This window comes from Turicibacter faecis (genome assembly GCF_037076425.1).
Lineage (GTDB): Bacteria > Bacillota_I > Bacilli_A > MOL361 > Turicibacteraceae > Turicibacter > Turicibacter faecis.
The window spans coordinates 2325392-2340399 of sequence record NZ_AP028127.1 but is presented as its reverse complement, the minus strand read 5'-3'; the positions used below and the strand labels follow the sequence as shown (position 1 = coordinate 2340399).

At 36.2% G+C, this 15008-nt stretch carries 17 protein-coding genes; 9 read left to right on the top strand and 8 right to left on the bottom strand.

From position 1 onward, the window contains the following. Positions 1-67 precede the first annotated feature (67 nt). The 3 genes from AACH31_RS11375 to AACH31_RS11365 all read left to right on the top strand — a co-directional run bounded on the left by AACH31_RS11375 (position 68) and on the right by AACH31_RS11365 (position 2310). Positions 68-895 carry an undecaprenyl-diphosphate phosphatase gene (locus AACH31_RS11375; protein ID WP_161831520.1) on the top strand — a complete coding sequence of 276 codons (828 nt, stop codon included), beginning with the start codon at positions 68-70 and terminating at the stop codon, positions 893-895. Positions 896-1090: 195 nt separating this feature from the next. Next, positions 1091-1687, top strand: a complete 597-nt coding sequence (locus AACH31_RS11370; RefSeq protein WP_161831521.1) for a VanZ family protein — start codon at positions 1091-1093, stop codon at positions 1685-1687. A 20-nt stretch (positions 1688-1707) separates the two neighbouring features. Then, complete coding sequence (locus AACH31_RS11365) at positions 1708-2310, top strand: VanZ family protein (protein WP_161831522.1); 603 nt, start codon at positions 1708-1710, stop codon at positions 2308-2310. Positions 2311-2442: 132 nt separating this feature from the next. Here AACH31_RS11365 and AACH31_RS11360 read toward each other — a convergent pair whose 3' ends face one another. Together AACH31_RS11360 and AACH31_RS11355 are read right to left on the bottom strand one after the other, a co-directional pair. Continuing rightward, positions 2443-2820 (bottom strand): hypothetical protein, encoded by a 378-nt coding sequence (locus AACH31_RS11360; protein WP_161831523.1) that lies wholly within the window; start codon positions 2818-2820, stop codon positions 2443-2445. Positions 2821-2976: 156 nt separating this feature from the next. Continuing rightward, a complete protein-coding gene (locus AACH31_RS11355) occupies positions 2977-3705 on the bottom strand; it encodes a YebC/PmpR family DNA-binding transcriptional regulator (RefSeq protein WP_161831524.1) in 729 nt (242 codons plus the stop codon). A 192-nt stretch (positions 3706-3897) separates the two neighbouring features. Between AACH31_RS11355 and AACH31_RS11350 the strand changes: the two genes are divergently transcribed. After that, entirely contained in the window at positions 3898-4110 is a 213-nt protein-coding gene (locus AACH31_RS11350; RefSeq protein ID WP_161831525.1) for a zinc ribbon domain-containing protein, read from the top strand. Between the two features lie 76 nt (positions 4111-4186). On the opposite strand, the gene AACH31_RS11345 is transcribed toward AACH31_RS11350, so the two are convergent. Beyond that, positions 4187-4366 carry a (2Fe-2S)-binding protein gene (locus tag AACH31_RS11345; protein ID WP_161831526.1) on the bottom strand — a complete coding sequence of 60 codons (180 nt, stop codon included), beginning with the start codon at positions 4364-4366 and terminating at the stop codon, positions 4187-4189. A gap of 476 nt (positions 4367-4842) precedes the next feature. On the opposite strand from AACH31_RS11345, the gene AACH31_RS11340 reads away from it, so the two are divergent. Both AACH31_RS11340 and AACH31_RS11335 read left to right on the top strand, forming a co-directional pair. Continuing rightward, on the top strand, positions 4843-5157 hold the full coding sequence (locus tag AACH31_RS11340) for a YbjQ family protein (protein ID WP_161831527.1): 315 nt from the start codon (positions 4843-4845) through the stop codon (positions 5155-5157). Between the two features lie 183 nt (positions 5158-5340). After that, on the top strand, positions 5341-5838 hold the full coding sequence (locus AACH31_RS11335) for a GNAT family N-acetyltransferase (protein WP_161831528.1): 498 nt from the start codon (positions 5341-5343) through the stop codon (positions 5836-5838). Between the two features lie 31 nt (positions 5839-5869). Here the strand turns inward: AACH31_RS11335 and AACH31_RS11330 are convergent, their stop codons facing one another. From AACH31_RS11330 to AACH31_RS11315, 4 genes are all read right to left on the bottom strand, one after another. Continuing rightward, positions 5870-6055, bottom strand: a complete 186-nt coding sequence (locus tag AACH31_RS11330) for a hypothetical protein (protein WP_161831529.1) — start codon at positions 6053-6055, stop codon at positions 5870-5872. Positions 6056-6116: 61 nt separating this feature from the next. Next, on the bottom strand, positions 6117-6998 hold the full coding sequence (locus AACH31_RS11325; RefSeq protein WP_161831530.1) for a stalk domain-containing protein: 882 nt from the start codon (positions 6996-6998) through the stop codon (positions 6117-6119). 13 nt (positions 6999-7011) lie between these two features. Next, on the bottom strand, positions 7012-7704 hold the full coding sequence (locus tag AACH31_RS11320; RefSeq protein ID WP_161831531.1) for a hypothetical protein: 693 nt from the start codon (positions 7702-7704) through the stop codon (positions 7012-7014). Between the two features lie 267 nt (positions 7705-7971). Then, entirely contained in the window at positions 7972-8406 is a 435-nt protein-coding gene (locus AACH31_RS11315; RefSeq protein WP_161831532.1) for a GNAT family N-acetyltransferase, read from the bottom strand. 300 nt (positions 8407-8706) lie between these two features. On the opposite strand from AACH31_RS11315, the gene AACH31_RS11310 reads away from it, so the two are divergent. The 3 genes from AACH31_RS11310 to AACH31_RS11300 all read left to right on the top strand — a co-directional run bounded on the left by AACH31_RS11310 (position 8707) and on the right by AACH31_RS11300 (position 11790). Beyond that, complete coding sequence (locus AACH31_RS11310; protein ID WP_262950784.1) at positions 8707-10008, top strand: GHKL domain-containing protein; 1302 nt, start codon at positions 8707-8709, stop codon at positions 10006-10008. Between the two features lie 4 nt (positions 10009-10012). Further along, entirely contained in the window at positions 10013-10762 is a 750-nt protein-coding gene (locus tag AACH31_RS11305) for a LytR/AlgR family response regulator transcription factor (protein WP_161831534.1), read from the top strand. A 548-nt stretch (positions 10763-11310) separates the two neighbouring features. Continuing rightward, the gene (locus AACH31_RS11300) at positions 11311-11790 is read left to right on the top strand and encodes a hypothetical protein (protein ID WP_161831535.1); all 480 of its coding nucleotides are present in this window, start codon (positions 11311-11313) and stop codon (positions 11788-11790) included. A gap of 1255 nt (positions 11791-13045) precedes the next feature. Here AACH31_RS11300 and AACH31_RS11295 read toward each other — a convergent pair. Beyond that, positions 13046-14626 carry an ABC-F family ATP-binding cassette domain-containing protein gene (locus AACH31_RS11295; RefSeq protein ID WP_161832735.1) on the bottom strand — a complete coding sequence of 527 codons (1581 nt, stop codon included), beginning with the start codon at positions 14624-14626 and terminating at the stop codon, positions 13046-13048. Between the last annotated feature and the right edge of the window lie 382 nt (positions 14627-15008).

Genomic DNA, 15008 nt, shown 5'->3' with positions numbered 1-15008 from the left:
AAAGGGTTATGGAAGAAATCAATACGTTTTGGGATTGATTAAAGATTTTTACTTAGGAGGGTTAGTTGTGGATTTTATTGAATTATTGAAGGTAATTTTCCTTGGGATTGTAGAGGGGATTACGGAATGGTTACCTGTAAGTAGTACGGGGCATATGATTTTAGTTGACGAATTTATTAAATTAAACATGACACCAGCATTTATGGAGATGTTTTTCGTCGTTATCCAATTAGGTGCTATTATGGCGGTCGTTTGTTTATTCTGGGATAAATTATTTCCGTTTGAATTTAAAGGTGGCTTCAAAGTTAAGACGGATACGATGAATTTATGGTTTAAAATTGCAGTAGCTTGTGTGCCTGCAGCGATTATTGGTTTATTATTTGACGACGTGATTGATGAATATTTATTCAATCCAGTGACAGTTGCCTTAATGTTAATCCTTTATGGGGTATTATTTATTGTGATTGAAAACCGAAATAAGGGACGCCGTCCAATGGTTAATGATTTATCACAAATCACTTATAAATTTGCCTTAATGGTTGGTATCTTTCAATTATTAGCACTTGTTCCAGGAACATCACGTTCAGGGGCAACGATTGTAGGTGCAATTTTAATTGGTGCTTCACGTTATGTTGCATCAGAGTTTACATTTTTCTTAGCTATCCCAGTTATGCTTGGTGCGAGTCTATTAAAAATTCTAAAGTTCGGTTTAGTTTTTACAGCGTCTGAAGCAGTGGTTCTGGGAACTGGAACATTAGTTGCCTTCTTTGTTTCTATTTTAGCGATTAAATTCTTAATGGGATATATTAAAAAGCACGATTTTAAAGTGTTTGGATGGTATCGTATTATTCTAGGAATTATCGTGCTTGCTTATTTTTTCTTTTTTAATGTGTAATAGATAAGAGTAAGCCAATTTACTAAAGAGGCTAATAGATAAAGATAAAAAATCATGGATGAATAATCCATGATTTTTTTTTGTTGTCCGAAAAGGTCAAATTTTAATAAAATCTTCATAAATTAGTGACCCTTTTCTTAATATCTATAGGGTATACTAACTGTATGAGTCATTTAATGAGAGGAAGTGGGAGTGATGAAAGTCATTGATTACGTAGTGACTGGATCATTGTTAATGCTTGTTGTTTTTCTTTTTTATATTCCAATTTTCTTTTTATTAAGAAAGAAAAATATTCCGCTTTTAAAACAGATGAGCTGGGTTTGTTTTGTGGGAATTATTTTTGTTATTTTAGTAGCTACGGGATTGTTTGATCTCCTTCTTGGAGGAAGATACGCGTTCAATCCCCCCTATCATTTTCTGAATTTAGTTCCATTTAGTTGGGTGAGGGAAACGTGGGCCATGGGATTTTTAGCGATGATTTCTCAGGTGATTGGAAATATCCTTATGTTTGTACCGTTAGGATTTTTACTTCCCTTCGTATTTAAATCATGTAAATCCCCGTACAAAACATTGATGGGGGTGGCTACTTTTTCTTTTTCGATTGAATTTATTCAATATTTTATTGGACGTTCAGCGGATATTGATGATTTAATTTTAAATACATTAGGCGGCATGCTTGGTTTTGGCGTTTATTTGATGACCGATAAGTGGTTATTTAGGAAGTTGAATAGTCAAGAAAAGTGTGCAATTCCTGAAACAGGCGAGGACACTGAGTTGGAAGAAAATGAGTGAAGAAGAAAGAAGGATGATTGATGGGGATTTTGATTGAAAGATTTTACGGCTTTTTATGCGTGTTTATTCCTTGCTTGATTTATCAAGGATGGCTATTAAAAAAAGAGGGGCGAACAGCCCATTTAGGTTATCATTTGTTTTGGGTTAATGTATGTGTTCTTTATCTTTACTTGGCGATAGACGTAGCGGGAATCGGAAGTGTTTGGGATATTGGATCATTTAAGACCATCATTCGCGGGGATGAGATTCACCTTCTTCCATTCTCAGAGGGAATCGGGCTAACCACGGTGCTTAATATTATTATGTTTATGCCACTTGGTTTTTTAGTCCCACTGATTTGGCGTTCGTATAGAAATGGCATCAAGGTGATGGGGATAGGGTTATTGTTTTCAGGTTTAATTGAGTTTTTTCAGTTGTTTAATTATCGGACAACAGATATTGATGATTTATTAATGAATACATTGGGTGCATTATTTGGGTATTTAATGTTTGTAGGATTGAAAAAGATTTTTCCACAGGTTGGGGAAAAATCAATTTTACTTGCTAAATATGAGCCCATAGTATATGTTGTATTATCTATTTTAGGGGAGTTTTTACTCTTTAATTGGCGTCTCATCGCATAAAAAAACGTCTATTCCGGGAAGGGATAGACGTTTTTTCTTGATAGTGAAACTAGTTTGAGAAGAGTCCCACCTAGACTCAATAAATAGTATTTGATAAAGGTAAAAAATTATACAAAGAATTTTGTTTTTTTATTATTGAAGACGGCTCGCCACTAATTGTTGAATCTCTTCTTTGATTTCCGATGTGGCATCGATTTCTTCGAGTTGGGCTGAAAGCGTGCCATCCTCGTCATCGAAGTGGTTTAGTTCGTGATAGGTTTCCGCGATTTCACGAGCGATTTCGATATCAATTTGGTGTGACGAAGCAAGTGCTTTTAAGTCTTGATCAATCGTTTTAACTTCTTCAATGCATTTGAGGGAAAGAACCATTTCGATTGGCATTGTTCCGTTGTTTTTGCTTTTATCAGGGTATTTAATGGTAACGTTAATTTCATCGAGGTGGCTCTCGCACATAAATTGATATAGATCGGAAAAGGTTTTAAATTTTTTGTGTTTTGTTTTAATTTCCATAGGTTCAACATCCTTTCGTGAAAAACAGAAGAACTAGTGTTAGTATCGACCAATTTTTGCTTAATATGTAAAATAATTTCTTAAAATAAAACACCTCCAACAAAAGAGGAGGTGTTCGCTTTTGATCACGTAATTGTGAGAAGTGGAAGCCTAGTCTTATTCTTCCTCTTCTGGTAAGTCAACGTTATGGTGGACTTGTTGAACGTCATCTAAGTCTTCTAATACGTCAATTAATTTTAAGAATTTAGTAAGGGCATCTCCCTCTAATGAAACAGTTGACGTTGGAAGCATTGTTAATTCTGCCACTTCAAATTCGTTAATTCCCATTGCATTTAATGCTGTTTGAACGGCATGGAATTGGTCTTGGTCCGCGTATACAGTGATTTCTCCATCTTCTTCTTCAACATCGCGAACGTCTACATCTGCTTCCATTAATCCTTCTAAGATTTCATCGGCAGAGTTTCCGTTGAATCCGAATAAAGCTGTTGCTTCAAACATGAAAGCCACGGCACCACTAACCCCGATTTTTCCACCATTTTTATTAAATGCGGAACGAACTTCTGCAACTGTACGGTTTACGTTATCTGTTAATGTATCAACAATAACTGCAGCCCCGTTCGGACCGTATCCTTCATAACGGATGAAATCGTAGTTTTCGTCTGATCCACCTTTTGCTTTGTTGATTGCACGGTCAATGATTTCGCGGTTAACCCCAGCAACCTTTGCACGGTCAATAACAGAAGCTAAGTTACGATTTAAACTTGGATCTGGATCACCATTTTTGGCAGCCATATAAATTTCTTTTCCGAAACGCGCTAAAACTTTTGAACGGGCAGCATCTTTAGCCGCTTTACCGTATTTAATATTATTCCACTTACGACCCATGGGGTATCACTCCTAATATTTAATTTTATTGTTATCTACCTCTCTTTATTATACCCCCCTTTCTCCTATCTTTTCAAGTTTTATCCTTATTATGGTCGTCTAGGGGTGAAAAAAAGAAAGAGTATTTGACACAAGTGGGTTAATTTGGTAACCTAAGTTTGAACAGAAAACTAGGTCACAGGAGATGATTAGATGGAGATTAAAAATTATACCTGTATGAAGTGTGGAAATCATCACTATGAAGTAGATGAATTTTGCGCGACAGGAACCGGATTTTCGAAGTTGTTTGATGTCCAAAATAAGAAGTTTACAACGATTACGTGCACCAAGTGTAAATATACAGAGATCTATAAAGGATCAACGAGTGATTTGGAAAATATTTTTGACTTTTTAATTGGTGGTTAAGAAGGAAAGAATTCTTTGAATGGATATAAAAAGAACCGGGCAGGATTGCTCGGTTCTTTTTGGTTATAGGAGTAGATTATTCAGCTAATAAAGCATCGATTGTTTCTTGAATTCGTTTCACACAACCTTTGCAAGCTGTTCCAGCTTTTGTTTCTGTTTGAATTTCAGCAAGTGTTGTTGATCCTGTTTCAACTTCTTTTTTGATGTCCCCTACTGTTACGTTGAAGCAGTAGCAGATTTTTTTATTTAAATCCATGTGAATGCCTCCCCTTTTATTAGATATAGTCCCATTTTATATGAAAAATGAGGTTCAAACAAGAGAGATGCAAGATTTTTATGAGGAGATAGTGCTCTTTAAAAAAAGGGGAAGCTTCTTTCATGCTCATTTTGTGACGTATATTGAGGCAAGGATGGGAATTGAGGGAAGATATTGTTTCAGAAAAAGGGGTTAAGCATGAAAAGATTGAAATTGCAAAAAATTTAGCGGATGTTTTAGATAACCTACGATTGCGTTAAAAACCGGACTTTCCATGGAAGAGGTCTGAAATATTAGAAAGGAGCAAAACTAAAATGAGTTTTCTTTTTGGTTTGGATAATGGGAAGCGAATTTTCTTATTCATGAAGATAGATTTAACGATTGGAGAGGAATAACCGATGAATAGAAGCAATAGATTGACATATATTTATTGGATTTGTCATATGATGTAGTAGGTTACGGAGGGAGGAAGTTTCATGTTAATGGTGACAACAGATTCGATTGTGGGGAAAGAAATTGTAGAGGTGAAAGGGCTTGTGAAAGGAAGCACGGTTCGGTCAAAACATATTGGAAAGGATATTGGGGCTTCCTTAAAAACGATTGTTGGTGGAGAGTTAAATGGCTATAATGAAATGCTGATTGAGGCTCGTCAAATTGCATTAGGTCGCATGGCAGATGATGCAACACGGTTAGGTGCTAATGCGGTTGTTGGTGTTCGATTGATGTCATCTGCTGTGATGGCGGGGGCAGCGGAAATGGTGGCATACGGCACAGCGGTGGTGGTGAGATAAAAATGAAAGCAATATGGGTAAACATGGTTATTTGTACAGTGTTAATCGTTTATTTAAGCGGTATATTGGATGTAGCTGGCTTACTCATAGCAAAAATCACAAGACGGCATCACGATTAAAAAATAAAAAAATGAAAACCGAGCATTTTGGGTTTTCATTTTTTGCTAAAGGAGAGTTTTTACGATGTATCAACTGATGGTTGCCAGTAAATCTGATCTTGAGATTGTTTTTCAACTGATTGAACAAAGGATCGAGTGGATGAATCGAGTAGGAATTAAGCAATGGAATGAAACGAATTATTGTGAGGTGTATCCTAAAACTTATTATGAACGATTGATGAGACAAGGTCGCCTATATGTTTTAAAATCAAATCAAACACATCGAGTCATAGGGGCTGTTGCTTGCTTTGATCAAGACGAGCGATGGTGTGATACGAAGGAAGTGTCTGCTTATTATCTGCATCATTTGGTGACGGATTACCGTGAAAAAGGGGTTGGACACATTTTGTTAAAGGAGATAGAAGGGGTGGCACGGAAACATAAGAAGCACTGTTTAAGGTTAGATTGTGCAATGGATAACGAGAGGCTGAATCAATATTATGAAGAGCAAGGCTTTTTATGGTGTGGTCAATGCGAAGAGGGTTTGTATAGAGGGAACTTACGGGAAAAGACATTGGGGTAGAATGAGCGGAAGAGATAAAAAAAGAATCAATCTATTTGGATTGATTCTTTTGGTGTTGTTTAAGATGCATCATGAGATAGCAAATCATAAAATAGCTTATCCACATGAGGATTAAGGATGGATTGACGCGTTCGTTAATGATAAGGCACATAACGATTGAGGCGATGATAAAGAACGAACTGGATTTTAACGTATAATGAAGTGCCGATTTATTCATAAGTACTCCCCTTTCAGATTAATAAAATAACTGGGATTGATTGACAATCCCAGTGACTCAGTTAAAATGTTTCGGATTCAGGTGAATTTGAGTTATCCCCAGTTTCAGAATCACTTGGTGGAAGTGGAGAGGGTCCTTCCGGTGTCGGTGGTGTGACATCAGAGGGTTGATCCTCTACTGGTGGTTCAGGTTTTGGAGTCGGTTCCGGTTCTGGTGTCGGTGGGACAATCTCTTCTGGCTTATCCCCCACCGGCGGTTGAGGTGAATCCGTTGGTTCTTGTGGCTTCACCGGCGTAGAAGTGGATGGCTTTTGCGTCGTATTCTGATTTGGTTTAGACGTTGATGGTTTTTGAGTCGGCTTCGATACTTCTGGCTTTTGGGTGATAGATGGAGTTGGTTTTGATGTGGACGGCTTTTTATTCGTCGTTTGACTTACCTCTTTTTCACCTTCTGTCTCTTCAACCGTTAATCGTTTTCCAATAGCAGAATCCCCCGAGTCTTCCTTATCTTCAAAGACGGTCATCGTGTTCGAAGCATCGCCGTTTAATGTAAAGCCCTCTTCTGAGTATGTAGCATTAAAGATGCGCTCAATGTATTGAACGGGAACGAACACTTCATCGTCAATCAATTTTGGGGTTACCCATTTGATCGTCATTAACGCCGTTTCATCGTTTCGTTCAAGGAATAGGGCTTCCTTTTCACCGTTGATGAGACTATATCCGCAGTTAAGATTTAAAATGATTTCTTGATCATTGATTGTGTAAGTATAGGTACCTGTTTCTTCATCAAAGGCCACTGAACCCTCGAAGGAAGACATAACGTCATCGATAGAAGCAAGGTTCTCATGAATATCAGGTGTTATGGTTGTTAATGTAATTGGATCTTGTCCCCCCATTAAAAAGGAAGGAAAAAATGATAGTAAAAAAAGAAATGAATGTTTCATGATACTGGTCCCCCTAACCAATTAAACGTGTTTTATGGATAAGATAATTTTTATTTTCTGATAGATGATAATAAGTATCTGAGGTGTTAACTTTAGCTTGGATGGTTGTTGTTGCCCCTTCCCTATTTTCAAAATTGTAGCGAATCATTTCGTCCGATAGTTCATTTAGCAGGGAATTGATTTCGTCTGTTGATAAATGATCAGGGACGATGGTATTAAATGAAAGGTTCTTTTTGGTTAATTTTGAGTCTTCAATCTTCCATTCGGCTGTAAATAATAAGTTTTCACTGAAATTTTCTGTATAAATGGGTTCGTATTGATAAGTATATGATCCATTTGTCTCGATGGTATAACGATAATTGGGATCTGTAAAATCAACGGTTTGTTGGTCTGTCTTGTTTTCATAGACATTCATGTGCACTTGCGTCACATTTTTTGAATCATTTTTTTGTAGCTCAGAAAGTAATTTATTCGCTAATAAAATGTTATCAGCATAGTTGAGGTCGGCTTTAATATCGACTTCATATTTTTTCTCCTTTTTGTGTCGACGAACGTCTAAGATTTCGTAAGGAGATTCAATTAGTTGATTAAGTTCTACATCCTTTGGTTCTAGATGAGAGACACCGTAGACAACCGTGACGGTGACTAAAAGGGTTAGTAATGTTCCAAGTACAATGACCGGTTTTTTTGAAATATTGCGCTTCATAAGACTCCTCCAAATTCCTCAATATCAATCATAAGTTTGTTGTTGTTTTGTCTCAAAATCATGTAATTTTGTAGACTCCCCTACCACTTTTTGTATACTTTTTATTTTAGAGGAAATAGAGGGAAATTACAATATAACTAAAAAAGAAGTCATAAAAGATATGACTTCTTCGAGCTATTTTTTTTAAATAATTTAAAAAGGGTGAAAAAATTATTACTCATTTGCATGATTTCAGTCTAACGTCTTCATGTTCTGCCGAAATAAGGGCTAATAAGTCAGAACCATGACGTGCTCTTGTCCAAAGATTTGACCGTTAAATTCAAAACCGGCTTCTTCATATAAATGAATAGCGGGTGCACTTTCTGGATTTACACCAAGAAAAATTTGGTGGCGTGTTTTATCTCCCTTAATGAGTTCGATGACTTGGTGAAGGGCCTCTGTTCCAAACCCTTGATTTTGAAAGTGGTGATCGATCATTAAGCGATAAATCCAGTATTCATCATCCTCCGAGTCTAGGCAATACATTAAAAATCCGACCATCATCTCATCATGGTAAATGGCAAGCGGGATACATTCTGGTTGGACCTTAGATTGTGAGATGGAAATCGCATTGGAAGCGACGTATTGTTGTTGATTGGGATGTACGCTTAAATCGAGACATTCCCAAAGATTATCTTTTGAAATCGGTCGTAATGTAATCATTTTGATTCCCCCTATAAAACGATTAGCGTTGTATATTCATTATAATCACGTAAGTGGCCGTTTATACAGCATCGCAAAAGTAGTGATAAACTTTAAACATTTGACGCAATCTGCCATGGGTTCATTTAATATAAAAAATGCTATCCTTATTATATAGGGAATTTAATAAAAGAAATAATCTACCTCATTAAAATGATTGATAAAAAGGATAAACAGACGAAATTAAGGGAAATAGTTAATAATTTTACAAAAAACGATAATTTGATATAATGGAATCATTAAGTCGGGGAGGATGATTTGATGGTTTCTTTTTTTATACCTTTTTTTCAATTAGTTGTATTGTTTTTAGGGGGCCAATGGCTATTGAATGAAAAAATGGGGCGACGTGAATTTTGGGTTCAGTTGCTCATCATCAATCTAATAGGTCAAGGGCTTTATCCAACGATTAAATTTTTTGCGATATTTTTCGTCGTGCTTTATCTCTTGATTTACCGACTATTTAAAACAAAGAAATTTTTTTTCAGCGTGATTGCGTCGGGGTTACCATTGATTACGATGGTCATCGGGGATTATTTATCGCAATTGATCCTTGGAATTTCAGGACAATCCTCGTCTTTATCTTTAACGTGGGAGCAGTCAGTTGTTCTTGAAACATTAATGATGGGGGGATTCACCTTAAGTTGTTGTTATTTTTTAAAAAGTTTATTTAAAAAAATGAATCGCTTTCCAGCACTAGAAAAACGTTATCAACGCTTAGTCTTAGTGCAAGTCAGTTTATTAATCCTTTTATTGTATGCGAATATTTACGCGGGGGAGAAGCAAGGTTTTAGTTCGCAGCACATTCAATTAACGAGCCTTTTATTTATTGCATATGGAGGACTACTAATTTGGAGTGCTGGAAACTTATTATTGGTCGTTATTAAACACGCCAAGCTAGAACAGGAGCGGATGGCGAATCAGCAAATCTATGACTACGCTTATAAACTTGAGCAACTATATCAAGAACTCCATCATTTTCGACATGATTATCTAAATATTTTAGTGAGCCTAGGTGAGAGCATTCGCCAAGAGGATTTAGATGGGATTAAAGGGATTTATGACCGAGTCATTCAACCCACTGAAAAACTGGTGAAGGGTCGTGATTATATTTTTGGAAAGCTCTATCAGATGGGCGTTCTCGAAATTAAAAGTTTACTTTTTGAGAAAATGGTTCGGGCACAAACAGAGCAAATAGACGTGAGGTTGGAGCTAGAAGAGCTAATTGATACCCTCTATGTCGATGTCTTTCCTGTTTATCGGGTGTTGGCTATTCTATTGGATAACGCGATTGAGGGAGCAAAAGAGGCAACAATCCCCTATCTATCCATTTCATTTTTGCAAGGGGAAGGGATTCAACAAATTGAAATTGAAAACTCATGCAAAGAGGAAGAGATTTCTTTAACAAAGATTTATCAACCGGGGTATTCCTCGAAAGGAGAGAATCGCGGAATCGGGTTGGCGACGGTTCAACAACTGATGGAGGCGGATCATTATATAACCCTTCAAACGTTTTATGATGCAGGTGTTTTTAGACAAGTTTTAATTTTAAAAAGGCAGGGATGAGAAGATGAAACTATTTATTTTAGAGGATGACCCCGTTCAAAGGGAACGCTTGGAAACCATAATCACCAAGTTACAAGACACACTCCAAATCTTTTGTGAACAACTAATTGCAACTCATGACCCAGAGGTGCTGTTAAGCAAGTTAGATGTTATTGATAGCCATCACGTGTATTTTCTCGACCTTGAAATAAATCATGAGGTACGAATGGGATTAGAGGTTGCACAGGAAATTCGGAAAAAAGATCCTCATGGAATGGTTATTTTTGTGACGACCCATTCTGAGTTGGCGCCAAAAACGTATGCTTACAAAGTGTCGGCACTTGATTTTATTGAAAAAGATCAACCGAATGAAGCCTTTTCTCAGCAAGTGGAGGCCTGTTTAAAGCTAGCGAAGGAATACGAGGGAAGACAGGGTGAAAAAGAGGAACTTGTGATCAAGAATAAATTTACGACTTTGAGTGTTCCCTTAGCGGATGTTTTATATATTGAGACGTTGACCGGGTCCCATAAACTACATTTAGTGACTAAAAAGGCGAGTACGCAATTTTATGGGAAGTTACGTGAGGTGGAACCTCTTCATGAACGGTTGTTTCAATGCCATAAATCTTATGTCGTTAACCTTCAAAATGTGGTGAGAATTGATAAAAAAGAAAAAAAGGTCTATTTTGAGAATGGAGAATCATGCTTCGTCTCACGACGGCTCGTCAAAGAATTGGAACGATTACTACTCAATGCGGCAGAAAAATCCCTTTAAAAAAGGGATTTTTTTGTATAAATGAACCGTTCAGGCATTTTCAATGACCGAATAGGGAATCGTTATTCTTGTTTGCGAACTGATTTGTTATGATGAGGGAGCAACAGATTAAGGGAATGTGTGGGGATTGAACTTTACTAGCAGTTCGAGTAGCAGCAACTAACAAAGGGAAAGGCGTTTAGGTAGGTGTTACTTAGGCTCTTGTTTTTGATGTAGAGCCTATATAAAAGAAAGGAGATTTTATATGAAAACTTTTTTAGCTATAGCGTTAATCATATCTTCTTTATCTTATGTGCTCATTTATTTCAAAAAGAAAAAAACCAATACGCATAGAGAAATTAGCTATAAAATAATCTTTCTAATCACCTTTTTAATGATTAGCATTCCTATGCTTATGTTATAACCCCTACTTCTTAATTTTAAATAGCGTATTTTTATTGGAGACTTTAGTCTGTTGAATAAGAAAGTTGTATGCAATATAAAACCATTTTCTATGTAAATATTTCCATTTATGATATGATTAGACTTAAAGTGGGAGGAGGATGTGTATGATTAAAAAGAAATTGTTAGTTGCAGGGGGGACGGCTATTTTAGCGTGTAGCTCTTTTGGGACAAGCATATTTGCCGATGATCAAGCCGGTACCGAGCATAGTGTGGAGGTAGAGATGACGCTTGATGATAATGGTCAGGTGGTATATGAATATACTGATGAAGAAGGGATTACTCGAACAAGCACGACGACAAGTTTAGTTTCTTTGACGCAAGATAGATTTGATAAAATCTATTCTATTAATAAATGGGATAGCGATTGTATTGTCATTACGGTAAAGGAAGTTCCAGAGGGTGGAGCAAAGGCGTCTTTTGAAATTGTGGGTAGCGACGGTAAAACGATTGCTAGTTCTAAGGGAACACAATACGGTAAAGGTTCATCTTGGAGTGCGAAAAGTGGTGGAGGATGGGGAAAATCACACCATGTAAGAGCTAATCCGTCAGTCTCAGGGAAATATAAATTCCACTTACAGTGGTAAATAGTTATTATTTTGATGGCTGAGGATGAGTTTTTTCAAAAAAACGGAGAATTTTTATATGAATTTTATTGCATATTGTTATAATCTATTAAGCAGTATCTGCGTGATTTTGTTAGCAACCGTATTGCTAATCGTCATTTGCCGAGTCTTGAAAATAGGAATTTTATTATTGTTGGAGAAATTAAATTAAAAAATCCCTTTTAAAAAAGGGATTTTTTTGACTAAATGAATGGTTCAGTTGAATAGGGGAAAGATTTTTTTTTTTTTTTTTTTTTGGATATAGAGGATTGAATAATTAAACGTCAACATATTATCGAGGATTTTTTACAATTTTCTTTTTTTCATGTATAATAATAAAGGGAGTCATAGATATGGTGCGACTTTTAATCTCGCTCTCAAAAGCGGGGTGATCTCATGAACGCTTTATTAACATTTGTATGATTAGTAGTTAATGTAGCTAATGGAATTTTTCAATTAGTTAAAAATGTTCGTGATAATAAAAAAAAGTAAAAGCACCTAATTGTCTTGCCGGACTAGAATAGCTTTTACTTTTCATATGAAACATTTAAGTGAGAGCAGAAAGTCGCATGGACAATCTATGGCTCTTTTTTTATACTATGTACTTTATAGTTATATTATAACTATTTTTCAGTTTTTTTCAAGTTAGTCTCCGTTTTCAAAAATAAATAGAATCGTTACTTTATCTCTCTACTATAATTGGAGTATCCATCAAAGCGGAAGAAGATTTTCTTATGAAAAATATAAAGGTCCTAACAACGCTCAAAATAAATTTTGAGATAACTGATTTACTGGACGGCTAAGAACAAAAAACATTCAGTAAAAATGACCGTGGCAGATTATGAAAGCTTGATTAGGAAAACTTCGTTTATAAAAGAAAAAGCATTGGCAACGCCAATGCTTTTTTGTGTGCGATTTAAAATTTAACTATAAATATTTTGCGAGATTACTTCCCCACTTTAAAGTCCTATTAGTTGAGGAAAGCTAAGGGTATCGTTTCACACCCCACTTAGCAAAGGAGACCCTACCCTATTAAAGGAGGATACATTTACTTCGTAAATGACAGGGAACCCCCAATCAAACTAGGCGGGATTTTCAATTTTTTATATAATCTAGTTTCAGGCCTCAGTTTCTCCTCTAAGTCTTCGAGTGTTACAAAATTCTTTTAGTGAATTTTGTTCCCTCGCTTAGACTTATGCGAGTAAACAAAGCGAGACCTTCAACTTTTTATATTATATTAAAGGGCTAGGTATTCGTCGTATGTTGTTTGTTTGTCGACGATTGATCCATCCTCTTTGATGTCGATGATGCGGTTAGCGATGGTTTGGATGAATTGGTGGTCATGTGAAGCGAATAAGACGTTACTTGAGAAGTCTTTTAATCCATTGTTTAATGCGGTGATTGACTCAAGGTCAAGGTGGTTGGTTGGTTGATCAAGCATTAATAAGTTGGCGTTTGCTAACATCATGCGTGATAACATACAACGGACCTTTTCTCCTCCAGATAAAACTGAAGCCTGTTTTAAAGCTTCTTCTCCTGAGAATAACATACGTCCTAAGAATCCACGAACATAGCTTTCTGTTTGATCGTCAGAGTATTGACGTAACCAATCGACTAATGAAAGTTCTGACTCATTAAAGAACTCTGAGTTGTCTTTCGGGAAGTAAGCAGTTTTGATTGTAACTCCAAATTTGAAGGTTCCACTATCTGCTTCCATTTCTCCATTTAAGATTTTGAATAAAGTAGTCACGGCAATTTCATCTCCGATAAAGGCGATTTTATCGTCTTTGCGGACCATGAAGCTAACGTTATCAAGAACTTTAACGCCATCAATTGTTTTTGTTAGTCCTTCAACCATTAAGATATCGTTTCCTACTTCACGTTCTGGCTTGAATCCAACGTATGGATAGCGACGGCTTGATGGTTCTAAGTCTTCTAATTTGATTTTATCTAATAATTTTTTACGAGAAGTCGCTTGTTTTGATTTTGAGGCGTTAGCCGAGAAACGAGCGATGAAATCCTGTAATTCTTTAATTTGTTCTTCTTTTTTCTTATTCGCTTCTTTTGCCATGCGGTTTAAAAGCTGACTTGACTCATACCAGAAGTCATAGTTTCCAACGAATAACTTAATTTTTCCGAAGTCCACGTCACAAATATGCGTACAGACTTTGTTTAAGAAGTGGCGGTCATGGGATACAACGATCACTGTTCCTTCAAAGTTAATTAAAAATTCCTCTAACCAGTTAATTGACTTGATGTCTAAGTGGTTGGTCGGCTCATCGAGAACGAGAATATCAGGATTTCCAAATAAAGCTTGTGCTAATAAAACTTTAACCTTTTCGGCCCCTGTTAAATCTTTCATTAATTTATCGTGTAATTCTGCTCCAATTCCTAATCCTTGTAATAAAGACGCAGCATCTGATTCAGCTTCCCATCCATTTAATTCCGCAAACTCACCTTCAAGCTCTGCTGCACGAATCCCATCTTCTTCATTAAAATCAGGTTTCATGTATAACGCATTTTTCTCTTCAGTGATTTGGAATAAACGTTCATTTCCACGGATAACAGTCTCTAAAACAGGTAATTCATCGTATTGATAGTGGTCCTGCTTTAAAACTGACATACGTAAATCTTTAGGGTAGCTCACGTGACCTGTATTAGGTTCGATTTCCCCAGCTAAAATTTTTAAAAAAGTTGATTTTCCAGCCCCATTTGCCCCGATTACTCCGTAGCAATTTCCTGGTGTAAATTTCAAGTTAACTTCTTCGAATAATTTTTTATCACCATATCGTAAACCGACATTAGATACTGTAAGCATGTAACAACACCTCCGTGTAATTTATCTTGAAACATTATATCATACTTTTGCAAGTGTCGTCGAAAAAGCCGTGTGCGAGGTTAAAAAAGATAGAGAAAAGGTTAGAAGTTTGGACAAGTTGTTAAGAGGAACCGTTTCTTCTGATAAAGAACATAAAAAAGAGGAATAGAAAAAATGCTATCCTTAATATATAGTTGTTGTGAGAGATTTAGATATTTTGTGAAAATAAAAAAAATATGAAAGAGAATCGAGGAAGTGGCACATAATAAGGAAGATTAGAATGGTTAAATCGTAACACAGAAATTACGTAGGGGAAACGATATCATCAAAAGACCTATCTTGCAACTTTTTAAAAAATATTGTATAATAAGTGGACACTTCG

What these genes read in the sequence shown, in the direction of transcription:
- AACH31_RS11370 (WP_161831521.1), top strand. Translation starts at nt 1,091, where the DNA reads ATGAAAGTCATTGATTACGTAGTGACTGGATCATTGTTAATGCTTGTT.
- AACH31_RS11365 (WP_161831522.1), top strand. Translation starts at nt 1,708, where the DNA reads ATGGGGATTTTGATTGAAAGATTTTACGGCTTTTTATGCGTGTTTATT.
- AACH31_RS11360 (WP_161831523.1), bottom strand. Translation starts at nt 2,820, where the DNA reads ATGGAAATTAAAACAAAACACAAAAAATTTAAAACCTTTTCCGATCTA.
- AACH31_RS11355 (WP_161831524.1), bottom strand. Translation starts at nt 3,705, where the DNA reads ATGGGTCGTAAGTGGAATAATATTAAATACGGTAAAGCGGCTAAAGAT.
- AACH31_RS11350 (WP_161831525.1), top strand. Translation starts at nt 3,898, where the DNA reads ATGGAGATTAAAAATTATACCTGTATGAAGTGTGGAAATCATCACTAT.
- AACH31_RS11345 (WP_161831526.1), bottom strand. Translation starts at nt 4,366, where the DNA reads ATGGATTTAAATAAAAAAATCTGCTACTGCTTCAACGTAACAGTAGGG.
- AACH31_RS11340 (WP_161831527.1), top strand. Translation starts at nt 4,843, where the DNA reads ATGTTAATGGTGACAACAGATTCGATTGTGGGGAAAGAAATTGTAGAG.
- AACH31_RS11335 (WP_161831528.1), top strand. Translation starts at nt 5,341, where the DNA reads ATGTATCAACTGATGGTTGCCAGTAAATCTGATCTTGAGATTGTTTTT.
- AACH31_RS11330 (WP_161831529.1), bottom strand. Translation starts at nt 6,055, where the DNA reads ATGAATAAATCGGCACTTCATTATACGTTAAAATCCAGTTCGTTCTTT.
- AACH31_RS11325 (WP_161831530.1), bottom strand. Translation starts at nt 6,998, where the DNA reads ATGAAACATTCATTTCTTTTTTTACTATCATTTTTTCCTTCCTTTTTA.
- AACH31_RS11320 (WP_161831531.1), bottom strand. Translation starts at nt 7,704, where the DNA reads ATGAAGCGCAATATTTCAAAAAAACCGGTCATTGTACTTGGAACATTA.
- AACH31_RS11315 (WP_161831532.1), bottom strand. Translation starts at nt 8,406, where the DNA reads ATGATTACATTACGACCGATTTCAAAAGATAATCTTTGGGAATGTCTC.
- AACH31_RS11310 (WP_262950784.1), top strand. Translation starts at nt 8,707, where the DNA reads ATGGTTTCTTTTTTTATACCTTTTTTTCAATTAGTTGTATTGTTTTTA.
- AACH31_RS11305 (WP_161831534.1), top strand. Translation starts at nt 10,013, where the DNA reads ATGAAACTATTTATTTTAGAGGATGACCCCGTTCAAAGGGAACGCTTG.
- AACH31_RS11300 (WP_161831535.1), top strand. Translation starts at nt 11,311, where the DNA reads ATGATTAAAAAGAAATTGTTAGTTGCAGGGGGGACGGCTATTTTAGCG.
- AACH31_RS11295 (WP_161832735.1), bottom strand. Translation starts at nt 14,626, where the DNA reads ATGCTTACAGTATCTAATGTCGGTTTACGATATGGTGATAAAAAATTA.